Origin of the sequence: Parabacteroides sp. AF17-28 (assembly GCF_003479205.1) — a bacterium.
GTDB classification, from domain to species: Bacteria; Bacteroidota; Bacteroidia; order Bacteroidales; family Tannerellaceae; genus Parabacteroides; species Parabacteroides acidifaciens.
This window is the reverse complement of record NZ_QUGV01000031.1, coordinates 14924-36880: the sequence shown is the minus strand read 5'-3', so window position 1 is coordinate 36880 and position 21957 is coordinate 14924. Positions and strand designations below refer to the sequence as shown.

Sequence of the window (21957 nt, the reverse complement as noted above, 5' to 3'; positions counted from 1 at the left end):
TATTATGAAAATAGCTATACTGACTTTGCCTCTACATACGAATTATGGTGGAATCTTACAGGCTTATGCTTTACAAGAGGTAATGACGCGTATGGGACACGAAGTTATATTAATTAATTTGCCGGTTGCGAAAGTATCTAAAGTCGAAAAAGTAAAAGAGTTTGCCAAACGTTTGGTTAAAAGGTTTTTACTTTTTAAGTCTGTGCCATTACGAGCATGGCCTACTGATAGAGAAAGAAAAAATATTGCTCAATATATTGCTCCATTTATCCATAAATACTTACAAGTTGTAGAATGCACTTGCGAAAAACAGCTTTTAAACTTAGTGATAAAAGAAAAGGTTAAAGCTCTTATAGTGGGGAGCGATCAAGTTTGGCGTCCCGGTTATTCTACATCCGTCTCGACCTACTTTTTGGACTTCTTAAAGCAGGAGGAAGATATAAAAAAAATATCATATGCCGCTTCATTGGGGCGTGATTATTGGGTTTTTACAAAAAAGCAAACTCAAGTCTTAGGTGAACTTATACAAAAATTTGATGCTGTTTCAGTTCGGGAGGATTCTGCTGTTACTCTATGCCGGACTTATTGGGGTATCAATGCAAGTTGGCTATTAGATCCCACTCTTTTATTGGATAAAACAGACTATATGAAGGTCTGTGATTTGATCCCGGCCGGCAAAGAAAAACATTTGATGGTTTATATTTTAGATAGCAATATAAATAAAGATAGAATCATCCAAGAGATATCCGAACTTAAAAACTTGCCGGTTCATAAAGTAATGGCTAAAAATAAATATTGGAATGTTGGTTCTTCCGGAATAAAAGATTGCATTGTTCCCCCTATCTCGGAATGGATAGAGGGTTTTATGAATGCAGGGTTTGTAGTTACAGATTCTTTTCATGGAATGGCTTTTTCTATCATTTTTGAAAAGCCTTTCATCTGCATTGGAAATAAAACTCGCGGAATGGCTCGATTTACTTCTTTGCTGAAATTATTGGAGCTTGAAGATCGCTTAATACATTCTGTAGATGACTTGAAGCCTGATGTTGTAAATTGCGATATCGATTATAGTAGGGTAAATGCCCTCCGTGAAAAAGAAATCAATAAATCAATTCAATTTTTGCAAGGAGCTCTTTGTAGAGCGGAATAAAGCCTGCTTTTGAACTGGCATCAAATTTAAATCAACTTGTTGTAAAAAGCTGATTAATATGTTATTATTGAATAATCATATTTTCTTAATTGAATTTCTTAGCCTTAATAGACCCTTTCGAATAAAAGGTAAAGACTGACCGTTTTTTATATTGTACAGTATAGATTGTGAGTTGAATATCATCTCAAAGTTTTCTGTACATAGAACGGGCTTTCCTGTTATTTTATTGATTTCAAGTGCTTGTGATAAGGAGCTTTCTATAAATAATTTATACTGATTAAGTTTATATTCGCTTGCTTTATGGGAGGCATGGCAATTTGCTTTTTGCCGGGCTTCTTTATTGGGCAAATCTAACATAACCAGTTTATTGTATTTAACATTATTATTTTCTAACCAAGTTTCTGTTTCTTTTCTATATTTTTCCAGGCGGGAAGTTACCAGCGTTCCAATTTTGGAGCCTGGGATAAACAGTGGTTGAGCATGCAGTACAAAATTTCTATATCGCTCTCCGTCATCATTCTGTTCGGGCGTAGGGTCCACGCATAAAACGCCGTCTATGTCCATACAGGCTTTTTCCAAGACAGTATGATTTAATATATTCCATTGGAAATACCGGGGGAGAGGAACTATATCCAGAGCGTAATCTATCATATTTTCAGTGCCTGGAATCGCATACACAACACAATATTGAATATTAAAATCATTTTCCAAATGTTTGACTTGCTCTTTGCATTTTTGCATAGCCGAACCGGATGAAATGCTATCATCTACAATCAATATTTTTTTATACTGCCGGCTATCGAAAAACTGGCCTCTTTCTCCGGCTTTATAGATATGTCCGTTGATAAACGAACCAAGGTCTGTGACAGGCCTGTTCAGATAAAGAGCTAAAAGATTAGCCGGAAACATACCACTGCGGGGAATACCTACAATCAGATCTATATCTCTGGGGATGATATATAAATGTTTTAATATGACTTGATTCAAGTCTGATATGGTTCTATAGTTCATAAGTTTTTAGTGTTTTTGTTTATTATGTTAGAATCGATATCTTTATATTCTTTTTGTTTTGTAAATAATAAAGGGATGCATTTGAATGCTTTAAGAGCTCTTTCTCGGAAACTGTGGAACAACGAATTGCCGATAGTACGATAGCCTGTTACGGGACGTGCATTCCTGTCATATATGTATTTTATCTTTCCGTAATCTTTCAGGCCATTGGCCATCATGCCATCTTCTCCACGTTTAATATTTGTACGGAAACGAATCTTTTTCCCATATTCTGTTTTAAATGCAAAAACCATTCCTCTTACACTTAATTCCGGACGATTAATGGAATTGATGTATAAGTATATGTCGCGGCATAATTCATAAAAGAAAAGCCCTATGGCAGAATGTGTCTCATCAGGTATATAGCTCCAAAGGGAGTATACTCCGGAGATTCCGGGTTTTGCTAAATGTTTTACAAGATGTTCCACATAATGTGGAGGGTATAAAGTGTCAGAATCGATGCAAATGTAATAATCTCCTTTAGCATGATCGAGACCACAGTTACGCGCATAACCATGACTCTGTCTCTTTTCCTGAAAAAAGGGAACTCCCAATGTTTCAAAAATTTCAGCAGTTCTGTCTGAAGAATTATTGTCAATACCAATAAATTCTATTGGATATTTTGATATAGTTTCACTTAGTGACCAGATATTTGCAGCTAAATGATATTCTTCATTGTGTGCAATTATCGCGATAGAAACTAAAGGATGATCACTCTGTTTTGCTTTTATATTTGCACGTATTTCCTTGATAATATTTATAGGAATATTATTAAAAGGTTTCCCATATAGTGACAAATATTTGTTGTACCACTTCATTTCTTATAATATTTATCAATGATAGTATAAATTTTTTGGACACTATGTCCCCAACTATGTGTTTCTGCAAAACAGATGCGTTCTTCTTTCCGCATAGGATTATTTGTTTCTTCCAACGCATTATCTAAGGCTTGGAGATATTCGTCTTCATTTGCCGGAAGATATGTATGCGCCGCAAAAATGTCCAGCATGGTATGAGTACTGGTAGCTACTGTTGGTTTCCCCATTGCCAGGTATTCGTCTATTTTTAAAGGATAATTCCCATTTGTAATATCGTTGACCATTTGCGGATTGATACAGACATCGTAACTGCTGATATAGGCAGGTAATGTTTCGACCGGTTTTTTTCCTAAAAAATAGACATTGGAAAGCTGGTGTATCGGATGTTTGCTGAATACTTCGTCTTCCGGACCTGTAAAAACAAAGCTGTATGTAGGACGTTTTTTTGCAATTCGCAGCAGTAAATCGCTATCCAGGCGGGTACTGTTAACAGTTCCCACATAGCCGATTACAGGGTGTGGAACCGGTTTCATATCTTCTGGTACAGGCCAACTCTTTCTACCGTCGTACAGAGACAGATTGACTCCGGTTTCGATGGGATAAGTATGACGATTATATTTCCGGAAACGCTCGGCAAAATGTGTAGAGTTTGCCAATACGATATCGGACTTGGCTGCCAATAGCGGTTCAAGCCTTGTTCCGTTCTTTTTCCAATAGGACTCGCCTATAACAAAATCTCTGCAGTAATAGATAGAGAGAGACGGTTTTAGATACTCCTTTAAATACTGACTGCGAAAGATATCCGTATCTATTAGATGGATATAATTGTTGAAACCTAACTGCGTTGCAATTTGGCGGATATAGTTTGCAATCTTTCGGTTATTTAGTTTATTCACCCAATCAAATAAAAAACTTGTCGGTAATTTCCCGACCGGCAATATACAAAACGGACAATCCGCAATCCACATATTTTCGTTAAGTTGACGAATAGGAGAGACCTGTTTTTTTATCACATCCATCCTGCGAATCCAAGCTTTATTTTTGTTACCTCGGAATCGGGTGGAATAATCCATCGGGGTATTGAGATACAAAACCCGATTCTTTTTCGATATCTCTAATGCTGTATTTTTGATCGTACTGCCTATCTCGATATCCCAAGGCTGTAAACTGGTAATGATGAAGTCGCGGTTTTCCATGATGTCTTTATTTAGATTTGATAATCGATTGATATAATTTTAATAGTTCATGGGCTGTATGTTCCCATGAAAAATGTTTGGAACGTACGAGTCCGTAAGCTGATTGTTTTTGATAAAACTCCTTATCTCGTTCCAATAAAAGGAGTTGATTCGCTATTGATTGCTCGTCTGTCGGATCTGCCAGGATAGCGCCTTCACCACCGACTTCCGGCATAGATGATGTATTGGATGTTATAACCGGGGTTCCGCAAGCCATGGCTTCCAATAAAGGAATACCGAAGCTTTCCCGTAAAGAGGTGTAAAGGAAAGCAAAAGCTCCATTGTAAAGGAAGGGTAAATCTGTATTCGGAATGTAACCCGGCAGATGGAGATAAGGACGAATATCTTCCAAGCCTGTCTCTTTCAAAATATCATCTACATATTCCGGTTTTAGGTCTGCGATCAACAGAGGACGTTTCTCTTGGGAGTGTTGCAGGTACAAATGATAGGCTTTTAACGTACGAGGTGTATTTTTCTTCGGGTCCGTATTCCCCAGGAAAAACAGATAACCGGTTGTTGATATATATTTTTGCGTGACTGATTTTATATTATCCAACGGTTTGAAATGATTGCTAAAACCATTATAGATAGCCATAATCTTATCTTCCGGCAAATGAAGCGTTTCCCGTATCCGGTTACATTCGAAATGGGAGACGGTGATGATTTTCCGACACTTAGGCAAAATGCGCGGTACAACCAAGCGTCTATAATGCCATCCCATATTTTGATACAACGATTTGCTACTATTCTGCCTGTTTTCCAGGAAAATAATGTCATGGAGAGTCAGAACCAAAGGTACTTGGGTACGTAAAGGCGCTGTATTACTTGTGCAATGAAGCAAATCAGGCTTGATTTTGTTTACGGCACGTGGCAATGCCCATTGCTCCCAAAGTGGATAGGTTGGGCATTGTACCTCGATGATATGTACATTATCCGTTTCTCTCAGGCAATGGTCCGGTCCTGGGCTTACAAAGATGAAATATTCATTTTCTTTATCTATCCTCTGCAATTCGCGTACGGTTTCAAGAACTACAAAATCCATTCCATGCTTATTCGGGCGGAAAATACGTTGTGCTTCTATGGCGATTTTCATTTTGTCGGGTTTTATTTTAATTTGTATCGGATGAATGATCACTATGTGCCGTATGAATAAATTCTTTGTTAGCTCCTCTCAACCGGAAAAGGTTGAAGAACATCAACAGGAATAGTATCGGTAAGCTGAAAATAGCTTTCCGAAATCTTTTGTCCACAAGATAATCAGGGATTGCCATGAAAAAAGAAAAAATTAGAACAAATGTGATTCCCCACCATTTAAAGGATAAAGCCCAATCGTACCAGGTTGTTATAAATGAAAATATTATCAGAAAGCCCAATAGGATAACTCGCGGAGGCATCATCCATTGCAAAAGTTTATCGCAATAATCCCAGTTGCCCGAGAAGAAAGCTCTGGGTAGTTTCCACAAGCCGGAGAACAAATTTGTAAATTGTGTCGCAATCCATCTGCGTCGCTGCTCATAAAACTGCCCTTTCTTTTGGATTTTTTCATCGTAAGTATATACATCTTCCAAAAATTCAATATATATATTTTGCGAAAGTAACATCGCTTCCAGTTGCTTGTCCACCCCGACATGAGCTGCTTTATAGATATATTGCCTAAGCCAGTCATAATCGAACGCCATACCGGAGCCTATTAATGCCGAAGAGAATCCCAGGCGGGTATGTCCCGAACGGAAAATAGAATTATTGATTTCTTCACTGACTGCATCCAAAACAGCTGTATTTGTATTCCTGTTTTTTGCCACCCGGTGTGTTTGGATGGCCAGACACCCGGAGTAATAGGCATCATTCAATTTATTCAGGAAAGAGGAGTTTACTATATTATCTGCATCCATGATTACAACCATATCGCACTTTTCTTCTTTTGTACTCAGGTAATCCATGGCAAGGCGAAGTGCATTTGTCTTTGTGCTTTGAGCGTATTGTACTTCTAATACTGTAATAGATGGTAGTGCTTTTAGTGTTTGCATTGTCCTTTCCTGCATCTTATCAGCTATAACGATCAGTTCATACATATAAGACGGATAATCCTGCTCCATAAATGAACAAACAGAATTAATGATAACCGCATCTTCTTGATAAGCGGGGAAAAGGACGACGAAGCGATGCTTTTTCCTGGCAGGAGGATATTTATTTTTTATTTTCTTCAATGAAGCCAACGAGAAAATGAAAATATACAATACTGCTATTAGAAACAGAAGAAATATAATTGCATCTGCATATTCTATCAGTTTATCTCCGTAGGAGAGCCACCATTTGTTTATTTCATATTCAAAATCCATATTCTGTTTTTATATTGGTTCTAATTTTGTTTGTTCTGTTAATTCCTTGTCATACGACTCTCCTAAAACAAGAAAAGTCTGAAATATGTACACGAGATATCCTGTTGGGTATTGCCAGAAAAAGTTATTGCCGTATGCACTGAGCATAATACCCCACAGGCCGCAATTCATGGCTATCAACATGCCTTTCAATTCTCTATTTCGGATGCGGAACATAATCAGGTAGGCACTGTATATAATAACAAAAAGTAGAATGGCTATATGCAGGCATAGTCCAACAACTCCGTATTGTACCCAAATACTGACAAAATGAGAGTCTGTTGGAATTTGAGTCGTAAAACGTACAGAAAAACGCCTGTTTTCTCCGCCAGCCAGACCGACGCCTTCACCGAACGGTTTGTGAACCATGTATTCAGCCAGTCGTTGCTGGTTTGCTTTTCTCACAAGGTAGGAAGCGTCTCTTTCCGGATGGAATGCTGTACGCATGCGGCGTATCTGCTGATTTGAATTTAAGATATAAGTATGGGCGAAAAAGACGTATATAAAAATTAAGCATATACCACCTGTGACAATATAGCGAATATTCTTATTCAGAATGATAAACATACCTAATCCTCCAAGGGGAACAATCATAGCACCACGTGTACCGGATAACATCAATGCATAAATGGCAAATAATGATACGAATCTGTAATAATAGCGGAGTCCTTTTCTGGGAGTATAAAAAGATAGAATCATATAAATGACAGATGCCATTCCCATATTTGAACCGAAATTTCCGGCATCTGAAAAAATCGAGAAATAGCGTGTTCCGCTTGCCAGAAGATGGGTTTTGTAACTGCCGCTTTGTATTAACCAGATTTTTTCTCCGGCATCGAAACCGATGTAACGTTGTATAAGAACTTTACCTATGGCTATCAGGGTAAATATGGATAGTAATAAAAGAATGTTTTTTATATCCTGAACCTTGTTTAATAGCAATGATGTTAATACAACCAACAATGTGAAATTATAGAAATGAGTACGAGTGAATATCCAAGCTTCCACCATTCCTGAAGGATTAAACAGTTCCAGAAATACATACGTCATCCAAATAAGTGAAATATATAATAATTTATTATTGGCTCTATGCCAGGGTATTTTACCTCCGCACAATGAATAAAGAAAGATACAAGTTAAAAGGAAAAAAATGAAAATATCCATGATGACACTACTATTCTGGATATTTATATAACGTAGTACCCCGATGAAAAAATAATTCATTGTGAACAATGTGATAAAGCCTAAGTAGGGTTTGTTCAGTACCGTAAATATGTAAAGCGCTAAAAATGGTATAATAACAACAGCAGCAGCCATTAACCATGCTTCCCGAAGCAAGGTGTAAACTAACAGCGTAAGTCCTATCACCAGAAAGAAATAGGGACTGAAAAGCATTGTGTTGTTTTTTGTGTTATCCATTAATCAGGCTTTATTAGCTGTAATACCAAATTGATTTAGTCGGAATATCAGATTCTTCAATCCGGAGTAGGGAGGAAGCTGGCCGGTGAAATCTTCTACAAATTCACGTTCCGTACGGTTCAACAGTAAATAAAGAGGTTTTTCTTTAATCAGCTTTCTAAAATGGTCCAGTAGTTGGCTATCGCTGGTAGCCCAGACCCGGCAAGCATCTGCCACTAACAGATTGACTTGCGCTTCCTGCAATAAGTCTGTAGAGATGGTATATTCTCTTAATGGGGGATATTCGACTATAAGGATATCCGGACTATCTTGCCCGTATGGCGGTTCGTAAATATTAAAAATACTCTGGGCCTGGGCATACACCATCGATTGGGAATTATAGTCTTTACCATAGGTTATGATTTTTACATTGAATCCCAGGTCTTCCCAGTATTCCTGCAAGTAAGAAGCGATAAAGCTTTTTCCCTCTTGTTCTCCAAAACTGATCAGATTAATGATTGCAGTCTGGCCTAATCGTAAAAATACATTTAATTGATTACAGCAATAGGCTGCAACAACCCTGTTTGATGCTTTTGTAAACCCTCGGTATTTCAGATTTATGTGTCCGGTAAATGCAGCCAGAACCGGCAGCCCCGTAAGCCGTTTGGCACGGTCTGCATCCCGTAGTGTACGATCCAGTAATTCTATTAGCAGGTTAAAGCCGATAATAAGCAACAAACTACCCATAAAAGCTCCTATTACCAACAACATACGCTTACTTTTATCGCTCATAATAGGAAACGTCGGTTCGGAAATCATTCTTAACGTGGCAGAAGTAAGTTGTATATCTTTTTGTTTCATTTTAGCCATATTAAGCGCGTGCAACATCTGTAAATAGGATTGTTCTAATATTTTAATTTCGCGTTGTTGCCGATCTAATTGTGTTCCAATAGGAGAATAAATCTTATATTGTTCATTGTAAACCTTTTTTCTTTGTTCTAAAACATCCAACTCGGCTTTAGCTTTTGTTTTCGCAATGGTTTGCTTAAGCCATTCGTCAACAAGCCCGTCAACAGCAACGCCTTCTTTACTTTCTTTATAACTATTTATCATCGTTGTCAAAGAAGATATCTTCTGTTCGGCATTTTTTAGTTGCGTCTTGTATTTTTGAAGTTCAGTATCTTTAGCTTGCATCTCTTCCGAGTTGAACGTCTCGATTTCAGTTATTTTTCCATTGATGGAAGAAATTTCATTCAAAGCTTGAATGAATTCTTCATTGGCTTTCACCAACTTTGTTCGGGTATTCATATATTGTTCCATCTCCAGAATGATTTTGTCCGCACTTTCGTAAGCTCTTCGGGTTGCTTCGTAGCGGTCTTCAAAATCAGAAAATGAATTAGCGATGGCTTTTGTTTGTTCTGGATAGTTAATCACGCTGTTTTCTACATTGTAATTAACCAATTTGTCTTCCAGACCAGATAATTTTATTTGTTGCTTTTTTAGCTCTTTTTCATAATAAGCCACAATGTCGTTTGTTGTTTTATATCGTATATCCTCATAGGCAGAGCGCAACTCGTCGTATATTAGTTTGACTGTGCTTAATGTGATACCCGGATCTGTCGTTTGATAAGATATCTCTATCAGGTCACTGTTGTCCAGCCTTTTGGCAACAAGAGTGGATAGTGTCTTATAACTATAAAATGGACCATCGCTATTTAGTAATCCATACAAGTAATTTTCCGGATCATTTTTCATGTATTTCATGAAGTTCTCAATTGTTTTTTCTTCAGAGCTCCTGTCGACCAACTGTAATAAGTCTGCCGGAATTGTTTTTATCAGATCCTTATAGTTTTTTGCCCTTATGTAAAGATTGTCTTCATCGAGATTTCCATGAACAAGATTTATAGCCAGTAACTTAATCGCGATATTCTTTTGCACACCTTTTTCTTTGGTTAGTTTAACCAAATTATCGAACATATTCTCTACCGATTTCCAGTTAGTCGGCTGTTGATCGCTATTTAAGCCTGTATCTGTGACAATACCTGTATAGATTGTTGTTTTTACGGTATATGTTTTAGGTATGAAGCGGGAAAAATAAATGACTAACCCTGTAACGATGACAGAGCCAAATATTAGTTGATATCGAATCCGGTAAAGAAAACGTATTATATATAATGTTATATTCATTATTCTTCCTGGTTGCTTCTGTTGATAATCTTTACGTTTGTAAGCATCTCGAGCAATGTAACGGCATTATGTAGAGCGGCACGGCCTTCCTGATAGGTGATTACAGCACTTGAACGACGTCCTCTTTCAAGGGAAAGTGATGTAATGTCGATTTTCCCATTAATGAAATCTTGTTCTGATATTTTCATTTGGGCATTGTATAAAGCGGCTGCATCAGATTTTGCTTTTAGTGTTGCTAATTGCTGGAGTACATTGTTGTAGGCCTGTAAAATCATTAATTTCCGTTCTTCTACCGACATTTCATATTCAGATTGCAGCTGAATATATTGTGCTTTCTTTACTCTGTTTTTTTGTTTCCTACTTGTCAAATCCCCTATTGGGATGCTGACAGACACCCCAACATTATATAAATTCTGATTGTTCCCAACGTTACTGATTATAGGGTCTACAGGGGTTCCCTCTGTGATAGAAGTCGAATAGAGGTTATTTCGTCCGTATTGATATGTTCCTTGCAATCTCAAATAATTGAGCCATTCGCGATGCGTGATTTCCCGTTCCGCATTTGCCTCGTCCCGCCTTGCTTCATAGATCTTTACAGATGGATGCTCGTAGACGGATTGAAGGAATACGGATAGGGGAGGCAATTGAATGCGCTCGTAATCATCCAACATTGCCTGTATGGAATCGGACTCGGAATTGGCACTGACTTCCACGACAGTAGCATTGTCTGTATAGCTTTTCTTTTTTTGAGCTATGCAATGTATGGAGCTGAATATCAATAATAATATAAATGTTGTTTTCATGGTGTTCCTCCTTCGGGTTTAAACATTCTCCTCCTGGATAAAAGCAGTAAAAGTGCGTAAGATGATTTTCATATCCAGCGCGAAAGAAAATGTACGGGCATATTTAATATCCAGTTGTTTACGTTCTTCGGGTGACAATTTGCCGGAGCTTCCCCGCTTTTCCACTTGCCAAAGGCCGGTTAACCCTGAAGGGGCCATAAAACGTTCTATGTAACTGTCAGAAGTAAGTTGCTCCGCTTCGTAGATGGGCAGAGGACGATTACCAACAACAGACATATCGCCTTTTAGTATGTTGAATAGCTGCGGGAGTTCATCAATACTGTATTTGCGGATAAATTGACCTACGCGGGTAATGCGCGGATCGTTTTCCATTTTAAAGAAAGTATTGGCCCGTTCTGTCGATTTATTTTTCAGATAATCTTGCTCATTTGTGCTAAAGTTATCAGAAAACAAAACAGCGCTTGGCATTTGGCCATTTACCGTAGCTACCTGCAGTGCTGCAGGAGCCGAAGAGCTTAACTCTTCGGCTTCCATGACATATTGGTTTTGCGTCCTGTATTCAGCCAGCCTTTTATCTGCATCAGGATACATGGAGCGGAATTTATAAAAATCGAATATTTTGTAATTACTGCCGACACGTTTTGATTTGTAAACGATCGACCCCTTGCTTTCCAGTTCTATCGCAATAGCGGTTAAGATGAAAACAGGAGACAGGCATATTATCGCTCCTAATGATGCAACAATATCGAAAGCCCGTTTCCAAAGGGGGAGGTGGAAAAATGATAATCCGCCAATAACTTCATTCGGTTTTTCGTTTATGGCTTTTTTATTCGAAAAATCTTCGGCTATGGCAAGTAAACGGAGTAAGTCTTCTTTGGTAATCTCTTCCGTTATGACACAGTTGACTCCGGCCTTTATATATGCAATTTTGTCTTCTTTGCTCAATGAACGGCCGAACAAAATAATATATGCATTTGAATAAAGTTGGCGTAATTTCCGAATTGTATCCTGATCTGCATGAACATCATTCTTTTCCAAGAATACACAAATACTGGAAGAGTTAAGATGCTCCATTGCCTGACAAATATTTGTCAATGTCAGGCATTCTAATACACTTTGATTTAAGGCTCTCTCCAACCGTTGCGGTAATGAAGAGTGATTTCCCCAAAAGATATATTCCATATCTATTATTTTACAATTCTTTTTACCCTTATTCTTAATTCTTCAGGATTGAATGGTTTTACGATGAAATCTTCAGCTCCGTGTTCTAATAAACGTATTCTTGTCGCACTGCCTTCTTCGCTTGATAGGACCAGAATAGGAATATGATTGAAAAGTTCATTCCCTTTCAAATAACAGACAAATTCTTCACCACTCATTTCCGGCATGTTCAGATCAGATATAATACCGTCCGGGATATTACCTTCGTTCATCCACGATATGGCCTTTACCGGATTCTCCATGTACACTACCTGATACGAACTGGATAAGTAGATCATAATGATCTTTGCTATCTCCGGTTTATCATCAACAATTAGAATCGACTTCATCTTCGGCTATTTAACATTTCCCTGCAACTCTGTTATAAATTGACTGACTTTTCATGTCTGGACACAGATATTCATAAATAAAAATCCCTAACCTAAAAGTTTTTAGGATAGGGTTAGTCGTTTATAATTTCATTGGAATAATAGTGTCTACGCGAACAAGTCTTTGCAAAATTAGATAAAACTTTTGAAAATCAAAGAATATTAAGCTGCAAATTTGCGGAAAATGTGTATTCTGTACTGTTTTGGAGGAATTTATGGCTTTTTCAGTCTGGCGTTAGGCTTGGTGGCTCTGTTTTCGATACAAAACATATATGCTTCGTTTTCAAAACAGGTGTGTCTTAAAAACGAAGCATATATGTTTTTATTCTTCTACTTGTACCTTCACGATTACTTTACGGATGTTCCCCTGGCCGATACCGGGTGCATGGCCGTCTTCCGGGAAATAGATGGCAAACTGTCCCGGGTAGATTTTTGTGTAGGCAGTCGGGCGGTCGACATAAAATGTAATGTCTTTCTGTTCATTGTATGGAGCAGATTCTTCCTGTAACTCGCATCCGGGTTTCCAACCGATTTTTTCAACGCCTAACAAAGGCATCTGGATGTCAATGTATTTTTTATGCGTTTCGATAGCGGCATCTTGTTTCTCTTTGCCGAAGATACTGGCGATGCTTACATATAAACGGGAACCATCCAGTTCATATTTCCCATCTTCCATTTTAGAGAAATCGGTAGATTTTACATAATCGAATGCTTTTTTGAATAGAGGATGCAGGCATTCGATTTTTTCTGTGTTGTTCAATGAATCAAGTATCATACGTCTTAAATTTTATTCGTTCATTCGTTTGATTATTGGACAAAGGTCGTATATTCGAATGTTAAATAATAGCCCCTTTCTGCAAATAATTCTATTAAATTCACAGAATCTTTTTTTAATTCCGGGATAACCGAATAAACCGTATCTTTGTTATACTATTGGAAACAATTTTGACATCTAAACGCGATATGAGAGAAATAGAAACTAAGATATTGCCCGTCCTTGAAATGAGTTGTGCCGTTTGTGCAGGTAACGTGGAGAGCACGGTGCAGGCTTTACCGGGCGTAGAGAAGGCGGCCGTGAATTTTGCAGCTAATACGTTGACGGTTACCTACCATCCTGCTGTTATTACTTTGCAAGCCATGCAAGCTGCCGTACAGGCTGCCGGATATGATTTGATCGTCGAGGCGGAAGACCCCGTGGCCATGCAGGAAGAGATGGCCCGCGAGCATTATAGGGTCTTGAAACGGAATACGATAGGGGCATGGGTGTTATCCATTCCTTTAGCCCTGTTAGGGATGGTATTCATGCATATGCCGTTCGGAAACTGGATTATGATGGCGTTGGCATTGGCTATCATGGTCTTTTTCGGCCGCTCGTTCTATGTGAGCGGCGTGCGGCATGCGTTAAAGGGAAAGGCAAACATGGATACATTGGTGGCGCTCAGTACTTCGATCGCTTTCCTGTTCAGTCTTTTCAATACATTGTGTCCCGGTTTTTGGCTGGATAAAGGTTTGGAACCTCATGTCTATTATGAAGCATCCGGAGTGATCATAGCCTTTGTATTGTTGGGAAAATTGATGGAAGAGCGGGCCAAGAACAGTACCTCTTCGGCTATAAAAGGGTTGATGGGGTTACAGCCTAAGACTGCCCGGCTGGTTACGGATGGGAAAGAGGAAGAAGTGCCGATCTCTACGCTTCAGGTGGGAAATGTCGTGAGTGTACGTCCAGGGGAAAAGATTCCGGTGGACGGGACTCTGCTGCAGGGAAATTCATCCGTGGATGAAAGTATGTTGAGCGGTGAACCGATCCCGGTGGAGAAAGCGGCAGGCGACCGTGTCCTGGCGGGAACGATCAACCAGAAAGGTGCCTTTACAATGGAAGCGACAGGCGTTGGCAACACAACTGTCCTGGCGCAGATCGTACAGATGGTACAGGCTGCGCAGGGGAGTAAAGCGCCGGTCCAGCGTATTGTTGATAAAATAAGCGGTATATTTGTACCTGTCGTCGTTTTGTTATCGTTGATTACATTTGTCTGTTGGCTGGTTATCGGTGGTGAAGGATACTTCTCGTATGCACTGCTATCGGCTGTATCGGTCTTGGTGATCGCCTGCCCGTGTGCATTGGGGTTAGCTACTCCGACAGCCTTGATGGTCGGAATGGGAAAAGGGGCGGAACGTCATATCCTGATAAAGGATGCTTTTGCACTGGAGAATTTATGTAAGATCGATACGGTTGTGATGGATAAGACCGGGACATTGACGGAAGGCATTCCTGTTGTCACGGATTCTTACTGGATTTCAGAGGATAACACCCGTTATCTGGATATCTTATATACGGCGGAACAGAAATCCGAGCACCCTTTGGCTTCCGCCATTATCCGCTGGTTGGATGATTCCGGGGCGAAGGTTTGCGACACGGATAACTTCGAAAGTCTGACAGGCCGTGGCGTCCGCATCCAGGTGGAGGGTGTCACGTATTGGGTCGGTAGCCAGGGATTGTTAGAAATATTCCAGGCAAATGTTCCCGAAAAGGTACGTAAGCAGATCGGAAAGTGGCAGGAAGAGGGGCAAAGCGTCGTCTTTTACGGGCAGGATGCCACACTGTTGGCTGTCCTGGCTATCTCGGATCGCATCAAGCCCACATCAGCCGCCGCTGTTAAGGAGCTTAAAAAGCAGGGGATAGAAGTCCATCTTTTGACTGGTGACGGTGTACGGACAGCCGAGCGGGTGGCCGCTACATTGGGAATCGATTATTATAAGGCAGAAGTGATGCCCAACGATAAGGAAGCATACATCGTTTCCCTCCAGCAGCAGGGAAAGAAAGTGGCAATGGTCGGCGACGGTATTAACGATTCGCAGGCGCTTGCCCGTGCAGATGTCAGCATAGCGATGGGGAAAGGGACGGATATCGCCATGGATGTGGCAATGGTTACGCTCATTACGTCCGATCTGTTGTTGCTTCCCGAGGCTATCCGCCTGTCGAAGCAGACGGTCCGGCTGATCTATCAGAACCTGTTCTGGGCTTTTATATATAATGTAATAGGCATTCCGTTGGCGGCAGGCGTCCTGTTCCCGGTAAACGGACTGTTGTTAAATCCGATGTTGGCGAGTGCAGCGATGGCATTCAGTTCCGTATCGGTCGTATTGAATAGTTTACGATTAAAATTCATGAAATAACAATTTAAAATTAGCATGATTATGGCAACAATGAAATTTAAAACAAATGCCAAATGTGGCGGATGTGTATCTGCAATAGGTGCAAAGCTTAATACGATAATGTCTTCGGACGACTGGTCGATCAATCTGGCTGATCCGAACAAGGTCTTGGAAGTAAAAGCGGATATTGCGCCTGCAACCGTGATCGCAACCGTAAAAGAGGCCGGTTTCAAAGCCGAACAGCTTTAACCGGATGGTTGCCCGACAAAGACAAACTCACGGCGAGGAAGTCGCCAATGTGTTGACACACGGTGCCGGGATGCTCTTTGGCATAGCCGCAATCATTGTTTTAATGACAGCGGCTATCCGTAGCGGTAATCCCTGGGCGGTCGGCAGTTTTGCCGTTTACTCTGTTTGCATGACGCTTTCATACGTGACTTCAACTTTCTACCATGCTTCGACGAATGCGCGGCAGAAAAGACTATTGCGCCGGTTCGATCATAGTGCCATCTATTTGCATATTGCAGGGACTTATACGCCGTTTACCCTGGTTGCTCTCCGGCAGGAAGGGTATTGGGGATGGACGCTTTTTGCAGTTGTATGGATTGCTGCTGTGGTTGGCGTCTGGCTCAGTTTTCGCAGGATGAGGAAGAAAGACCATTTGAAAACGGTCTGCTATCTGGCTATGGGTTGGGTGGTTGTTATCGCCTTTAAGCCTTTGCTCCATGTTCTTCATGAAACGGATTCGATGGATGTGTTATATTGGCTGATTGGCGGCGGTCTTTTCTATACAGCCGGCAGTCTGTGCTTTTTCTTGGATAAATACAAATATATGCATCCGGCCTGGCATCTCTTTGTGCTCGGGGGAAGCGTCTGTCACTTTATATCGGTTTATCTGTTGGTATAAAAACAAAAATAAAAGGTGAAAACGCTAACCGTTTCCACCTTTTATTTTTGTTTTTATTCTTTCGAATTATAGTCCGCTGAAGTCCACCCCGTCGAATATTAACGAAGGAACGCGCCAGCTGGAATAGGTACGCGGGTCGTTTCCGATTTCGGCAAGGTTGCTCCACAGGGAAATCATGTTGCCGGTCGCATTCATTTCAGAGATCGGTTGTGTCAGTTTCCCTTTTTCGATCAGGAAGCCTTCCACGCCATAAGAGAAGTCACCGGTCGTACTATTGCTGTTACCGCCATTGAAGCCGGTAACCAAGATACCTTTATCGACAGAGGCGATCAAACCTTCCGTATCTTTATTGCCCATCTGCATCGTCAGGATGGAAGGAGAGGCTATTGTCTGCTTCATGCCCATTTTGTTGGCAGAATAGGTATCGATATAGTATGTTTTCAGGATACCGTTTTCAAAAACCGGCATACGTTTAGTCGCTACACCTTCGCCATCGAAGTAGCGGGCACCGGATGCACCCACCATGTGCGGCTCATCGATAATCGTTAACTTGTCGCCCAATACTTTCTGATCGATCTTATCCAGAAGGAAAGAGTTTTTCTGCTGAATGGAAGAACCGTATAAAGCGTCGATTACCGGAGAGATCAGGCGGGCGGAGTTCATATTGTCTACCACCATCTGATACTTGCCGGAAGCTACTTTTTTCTGTCCCAATTTACGTAGGACCCGTTCCAGGGCTTTTACTCCCAATCCCTCTTTTATCAATGTGTCGTAATAAAGGGAAGAATCGAACCAGTACGATTCCGGACGGGCATCGCCTTCGCCCCTGATACTAATGCTGGCTACCAGGCTGAAAGAAGAACCGGAGGCTTCTCCTTCAAAACCATTGCTGGCAACCATATATTTGAAGTCTTTCTCGTCGCTGTAAGATGAGTTGGCAGAGATGATGCGGTCGTCTTTACCCATCATTTCGTTGCAGACATTCATGGCGAGTGCCACTTTGTCGTCCGGCTGTATCGAATCGAATTTCGGATCCATCAGCTGCAGGTCTGCACCGCCACCTTTATAATAGAGAGAAGCGTCGGGCAATGTACGGGCTTTGTCTTCTGCCAGGAACCGGGTCGAATCGATGCCATTGCGGATAAAACCTTCCAGCTCCTTTTTATCCAGCCGGTTTGTGGAGAAAGAACCGAAACGTCCGTCTACATACAGGTGGATCACCAGACTGTTTTCCGATGCCTGCTGCAAACGATCCATTTTCATATCGCGTATTTCGAAAGAACTGCTTGAGCCGTTATAGATACTCACGCGTGAGGCCTGGCAACCGTTTTTCAGGGCAAACTCCATCGCCCATTGAGCCAGTTTTTTATTTTCGTTCGTTATCATGCTATTCTAATTATGAATTAAGAATTATGAAATTAGCTTTCTCCTCCCACTGTGAGTTTACTAACCAAAGCAGATGGCATACCACAGGTAACCGGGCAGGACTGTCCGTCCTTACCGCATGTCCAGGTGCCGTTATCCATCTTATAATTGTTTCCGACCATCGTTATATCGGCCAGCGCACGCGGACCGTTACCGATGATATTGATATCCTTGATCGGCTGTGTCAGCTTGCCGTTCTCGATCAGGTAACCGTCTTTCACGAAGAACGTGAAGTCGCCTGCACCGATCTGTACCTGTCCGTTGGTGAAGCTGGAAGCATAAATACCTTTCTTCACTGTCGAGATCATCTCTTCTTCCGTTACGTTGCCGGCTTCCATATAGGTAGCACGCATACGCGGGATCGGCATCTGACGGAATGATTCGCGGCGGCCGTTGCCCGTTGACGGGATACCGTAATGTTTGGCACTGATACGGTCGTGCATGTAGCTGGTCAGGATACCTTCTTTTACGATATATGTCTTCTGGCCGGGAATACCTTCGTCGTCGATATTGACAGAACCACGGTTGAAGGGGATCGTCCCGTCGTCCACTACGTTGATATGCTCGTTGCAGACCTTCTTGTTCAGCTGGTCGGAGAAGATAGAGGTATTCTTACGGTTGAAGTCAGCCTCGAAAGCATGCCCGATTGCTTCGTGGAGCAGGATACCGGAACCGCCGGCACCCATTACGACAGGCATTTCACCTCCTTTAGGCTTGATTGCCTGGAAGAGGATAGAAGTCTTTTCCACCGCTTCTTTTGCCACTTCGCTGATGATATCGTCCGTCAGGAACTCGGCTCCCATACGGAAAGCGCGGGAAGCATACGAGTTTTCTATTTTGCCATTGTCTTCCATGATGCAGACCGCACTCAATGTTACCATCGGACGGTAATCATAGTACGTCTGTCCCTCAGAGTTGCAGAACAGGATATGTGAAGTCGTGTCACCTAATGAAGCCATTACTTTATGTACCCGTTTGTCGAGTGCAAAAATCTGGTCGTTCAGCTTCTGCAGGTAAGGAGTCTTTGCGTTTACGGCAATCTCATCCCAAGGAGTCTGTATGCCGTAATAATTATTAATGATCGGTTCCTCTGTCAGGTTTACCGGAGCTTTGCCGGCCGAACCTGTTGCGATGCGGGCAGCCGTCCGGGCTGCTTTCAGCATCTCGTCGAGCGTTACGTTTTCTACATAGGCATAACCGGTCTGATCGCCGGCCAATACACGTACACCCATACCGAAGTCAATATTTGAAGAAGCGCGGTTTACCGCCCCGTCCTGCAATCCGATGTTATTCCGGTAAGAATGTTCAAAGAACAAGTCGGCATAATCACCGCCTTTTTCGAGTGCTGCTGCCAGCACTTTTTTCATGTCGCTTTCACTTACACCAAAATGGTTCTGAGCGAATGAGATACCGGTAGCCTTGTCTGCTTCATTACCGGCACAACTTCCCAAGAAAGAGGGAACCGCTAATGATCCGAGCATAACCATACCTCCTGTTTTAATAAAATCACGTCTGTTGTATTTCATATATTCGATTATAGTTTATTGTCTTTTGCCCATTGCATCACGTTGGCAGGCGGGCGTTGTGCCAACAGTTCTTTTTTCATGAAGTCCATATAAGGAGCCGCATGTTTGAAGAATTTCTTATATCCTTTACAAAGATAGTTCAGTCCGGGTTCGCCGTCAGCCGTGTGAAGGAAACGGTTCTTGGGGCATTCGCCGTTACAGGCGAACAAGTATTCGCACTCCTTACACTGCGTAGGGAGCTTTTCGTATTTATCGGCACCAAACTTCAGTTGGTGCTGGCTGTACATCATTTCGGTAAGTGTCTGGGTATAGATATTACCTAACTTATATTCGGGAAATACAAAATGGTCGCAGGCATATACATCGCCGTTGAACTCCATCACTCCGGCATGTCCACAGGTGCGTGCCAGCGTACAAACGCCCGGCTGTTCGCCTACCCAGTTTGCTAATGTAGAGTCGAAAAGTTGGATGTAATAGTTGCCGACATCTTCTTTCAGCCATTCGTCAAAGATCGCGCAAAGGAAATCACCCCATTTCCCGGCGTCTACCGTAAAGGGCGCCAGTTTGATGTTGGCGTCTTGCTGCTCCGGTGAAGTCAGTAACGTCCCGTCCTGATGGAACCCGAGACGCTCCACGATAGGGGCGAACTGGATGTAATGACAGTCTATTTCCTTGAAAAAGTTGTAAAAGTCCAGCGGGTAATCCACATTATAATCGTTTACGACCGCCATTGCATTATATTCCACACCGTGCTTTTTCAGCAGTTCGATTCCCTTCATCACTTTATAAAAGGAGGGAAGCCCCTGCTTATTCCGGCGGTATTCGTCGTGAAACTCCTGCGGGCCGTCTATCGAGACGCCTACAAGGAAATTATTTTCTTTGAAGAAACGGCACCAATCGTCGTTCAGCAGTGTTCCGTTAGTCTGGATGCAGTTGTCTATCTGGCGTCCGCGCCCGTATTTGCGTTGCAGCTCCAGCGCTTTCTTGTAGAAACTGATAGGGCGCATCAACGTTTCGCCGCCATGCCAGGTAAAAAGAACCTGCGGCATCGTCTGGCATTCTAAATAGTCCTTGATGAATTTCTCCAGCAGTTGTTCGCTCATGATATGATTTTTCACCTCGGGGTAAAGTTTCCCTTTCTCGAGGTAATAGCAGTATTCGCACGCCAGGTTACAAACCGATCCGACGGGCTTCAGCATTACATATACGGGTTTAGCGAACGGGGATATATAAGGATTACTCATGGTATGTTTAAAACGATGTTCTTATTTAGTTTCAATTGCAAATGTAGTCTTTTTAACGAACGGGTGTTACTTTTTTACCGTGTTTTTTTCTTATAACGGTTATAATCGGTAACAAAGCCTTCGCATAACCAGTTTGCTAATGCCTGGCGGTTGTCGCTCAGGATGATCCGTTGCTGGTCGAAACTGTTCTGGATGTTACCCAATTCGACAAAGACGGAAGCCGGTGTCGTGTGGCGCAAGACATACAGGTTGCGTCCGTCCACTGTCCCGGTAAACCCGCGTCCCGGCTGGTGTTTGTTATATTTGTGCGTGAAGGTGGTCCGCATGGTCTTGGCCAGGTTCTTACTTTCGGAGTTCTTGTTCTGGTGATAGAAGAACACGTCCGTCTGGTGGCCTTTGTTACGGCTGTCCACGTGTACGAAGATTGCCCGTTTGTAAGCATATTTATCCTGCTTGAACAGTGCGTTTATCTTATCGCACCGCTGTTGCAGGCGGCGTACCTGGTTGAAGGGGATCGGGCTTCCCATACAGGTTTCCCGCTTGCTGTTGCTCAGGTATTTGTCGTTCCTGATTCCGTCTTTGGCATCCTGTATGATGATGTGCACTTTGGCGCCTTTCATCATCAGATTGCGCGCCAGGCGCAGGACAATGTCGTAGGCATATTCGTCTTCGTGCAGCTCGACGGAGCCAATTCGTCCGATTGCGCCGGGATCGGGCCCTCCATGCCCGCTGACTAAATAGAAGCAGGCGCCTTTCAGTTCGGACGAGGTTACTTTGTAGGAAGCAAGCTCCTTGCCGAACAACGGTTCGTAGTTCGCCCGTTTGGCTGCAGCGACGGCGGCTTCCTTACCTTGTAAAGGCGGAAGCGTATATTTGACTCCCATCCGCAGGGTGTTACCTTTTCCTAATTTGCTTTTATTTAGCTCGATGAATTGCTTCTGATAGTCTGCGCCGGTGCGGTTGTGGCGTTTCAGAAAAAGAGCGATGCCTTCCCCTTTTTTCGGGAAAGCCTTCTCCTGAGCTTGTAACTGGTTGGCGCAAAGCAGGGTGATTAAAAGCGATAGTATAATACTAAGTTTGACCTTCATTGGTGT

The 21957-nt window shown here is 42.0% G+C and carries 19 protein-coding genes; 4 read left to right on the top strand and 15 right to left on the bottom strand.

Translation table 11 applies throughout. The features are described 5' to 3' along the window. The first annotated feature begins 4 nt into the window (after positions 1 to 4). Positions 5 to 1150 carry a polysaccharide pyruvyl transferase family protein gene (locus DWW90_RS17935; RefSeq protein WP_122345975.1) on the top strand — a complete coding sequence of 382 codons (1146 nt, stop codon included), beginning with the start codon at positions 5 to 7 and terminating at the stop codon, positions 1148 to 1150. A 75-nt stretch (positions 1151 to 1225) separates the two neighbouring features. On the opposite strand, the gene DWW90_RS17930 is transcribed toward DWW90_RS17935, so the two are convergent. From DWW90_RS17930 to DWW90_RS17880, 11 genes are all read right to left on the bottom strand, one after another. Then, positions 1226 to 2161, bottom strand: a complete 936-nt coding sequence (locus DWW90_RS17930) for a phosphoribosyltransferase family protein (protein ID WP_122345974.1) — start codon at positions 2159 to 2161, stop codon at positions 1226 to 1228. Beyond that, positions 2158 to 3018: a glycosyltransferase family A protein gene (locus DWW90_RS17925; protein ID WP_122345973.1), complete on the bottom strand. Its 861-nt coding sequence runs from the start codon at positions 3016 to 3018 to the stop codon at positions 2158 to 2160. Before DWW90_RS17925 ends, DWW90_RS17930 begins: the two co-directional genes overlap by 4 nt. Continuing rightward, on the bottom strand, positions 3015 to 4091 hold the full coding sequence (locus DWW90_RS17920) for a glycosyltransferase (protein WP_233547800.1): 1077 nt from the start codon (positions 4089 to 4091) through the stop codon (positions 3015 to 3017). Before DWW90_RS17920 ends, DWW90_RS17925 begins: the two co-directional genes overlap by 4 nt. A gap of 130 nt (positions 4092 to 4221) precedes the next feature. Next, positions 4222 to 5346 carry a glycosyltransferase family 1 protein gene (locus tag DWW90_RS17915; RefSeq protein ID WP_122345986.1) on the bottom strand — a complete coding sequence of 375 codons (1125 nt, stop codon included), beginning with the start codon at positions 5344 to 5346 and terminating at the stop codon, positions 4222 to 4224. A 16-nt stretch (positions 5347 to 5362) separates the two neighbouring features. Next, positions 5363 to 6592, bottom strand: a complete 1230-nt coding sequence (locus tag DWW90_RS17910) for a glycosyltransferase family 2 protein (protein ID WP_122345971.1) — start codon at positions 6590 to 6592, stop codon at positions 5363 to 5365. Positions 6593 to 6601: 9 nt separating this feature from the next. After that, positions 6602 to 8050 carry an O-antigen ligase gene (locus DWW90_RS17905; protein WP_122345970.1) on the bottom strand — a complete coding sequence of 483 codons (1449 nt, stop codon included), beginning with the start codon at positions 8048 to 8050 and terminating at the stop codon, positions 6602 to 6604. 3 nt (positions 8051 to 8053) lie between these two features. After that, a complete protein-coding gene (locus tag DWW90_RS17900; RefSeq protein WP_122345969.1) occupies positions 8054 to 10216 on the bottom strand; it encodes a hypothetical protein in 2163 nt (720 codons plus the stop codon). Then, on the bottom strand, positions 10216 to 11019 hold the full coding sequence (locus DWW90_RS17895; RefSeq protein WP_115498952.1) for a TolC family protein: 804 nt from the start codon (positions 11017 to 11019) through the stop codon (positions 10216 to 10218). Before DWW90_RS17895 ends, DWW90_RS17900 begins: the two co-directional genes overlap by 1 nt. An 18-nt stretch (positions 11020 to 11037) precedes the next feature. Continuing rightward, entirely contained in the window at positions 11038 to 12201 is a 1164-nt protein-coding gene (locus DWW90_RS17890; RefSeq protein WP_122345968.1) for a sugar transferase, read from the bottom strand. A 5-nt stretch (positions 12202 to 12206) separates the two neighbouring features. After that, positions 12207 to 12569: a response regulator transcription factor gene (locus tag DWW90_RS17885; protein WP_122345967.1), complete on the bottom strand. Its 363-nt coding sequence runs from the start codon at positions 12567 to 12569 to the stop codon at positions 12207 to 12209. 361 nt (positions 12570 to 12930) lie between these two features. Next, positions 12931 to 13383, bottom strand: a complete 453-nt coding sequence (locus DWW90_RS17880; protein WP_115498955.1) for a YhcH/YjgK/YiaL family protein — start codon at positions 13381 to 13383, stop codon at positions 12931 to 12933. A 188-nt stretch (positions 13384 to 13571) separates the two neighbouring features. Between DWW90_RS17880 and DWW90_RS17875 the strand changes: the two genes are divergently transcribed. From DWW90_RS17875 to DWW90_RS17865, 3 genes are read left to right on the top strand one after another with little or no spacing between them, the layout of a single operon-like run. Continuing rightward, on the top strand, positions 13572 to 15782 hold the full coding sequence (locus DWW90_RS17875; RefSeq protein ID WP_122345985.1) for a cation-translocating P-type ATPase: 2211 nt from the start codon (positions 13572 to 13574) through the stop codon (positions 15780 to 15782). A gap of 21 nt (positions 15783 to 15803) precedes the next feature. Then, positions 15804 to 16010 carry a heavy-metal-associated domain-containing protein gene (locus tag DWW90_RS17870; RefSeq protein WP_122345984.1) on the top strand — a complete coding sequence of 69 codons (207 nt, stop codon included), beginning with the start codon at positions 15804 to 15806 and terminating at the stop codon, positions 16008 to 16010. A 4-nt stretch (positions 16011 to 16014) separates the two neighbouring features. Continuing rightward, a complete protein-coding gene (locus DWW90_RS17865; protein WP_115498957.1) occupies positions 16015 to 16668 on the top strand; it encodes a hemolysin III family protein in 654 nt (217 codons plus the stop codon). Positions 16669 to 16734: 66 nt separating this feature from the next. Here DWW90_RS17865 and DWW90_RS17860 read toward each other — a convergent pair whose 3' ends face one another. The 4 genes from DWW90_RS17860 to DWW90_RS17845 all read right to left on the bottom strand — a co-directional run bounded on the left by DWW90_RS17860 (position 16735) and on the right by DWW90_RS17845 (position 21951). Beyond that, entirely contained in the window at positions 16735 to 18054 is a 1320-nt protein-coding gene (locus tag DWW90_RS17860) for a TldD/PmbA family protein (protein WP_122345966.1), read from the bottom strand. Between the two features lie 32 nt (positions 18055 to 18086). Continuing rightward, on the bottom strand, positions 18087 to 19619 hold the full coding sequence (locus tag DWW90_RS17855; RefSeq protein ID WP_115498959.1) for a TldD/PmbA family protein: 1533 nt from the start codon (positions 19617 to 19619) through the stop codon (positions 18087 to 18089). Between the two features lie 8 nt (positions 19620 to 19627). Then, positions 19628 to 20863, bottom strand: a complete 1236-nt coding sequence (locus DWW90_RS17850; protein WP_122345965.1) for an anaerobic sulfatase-maturation protein — start codon at positions 20861 to 20863, stop codon at positions 19628 to 19630. A 74-nt stretch (positions 20864 to 20937) separates the two neighbouring features. Further along, positions 20938 to 21951 (bottom strand): N-acetylmuramoyl-L-alanine amidase, encoded by a 1014-nt coding sequence (locus DWW90_RS17845; RefSeq protein WP_122345964.1) that lies wholly within the window; start codon positions 21949 to 21951, stop codon positions 20938 to 20940. Between the last annotated feature and the right edge of the window lie 6 nt (positions 21952 to 21957).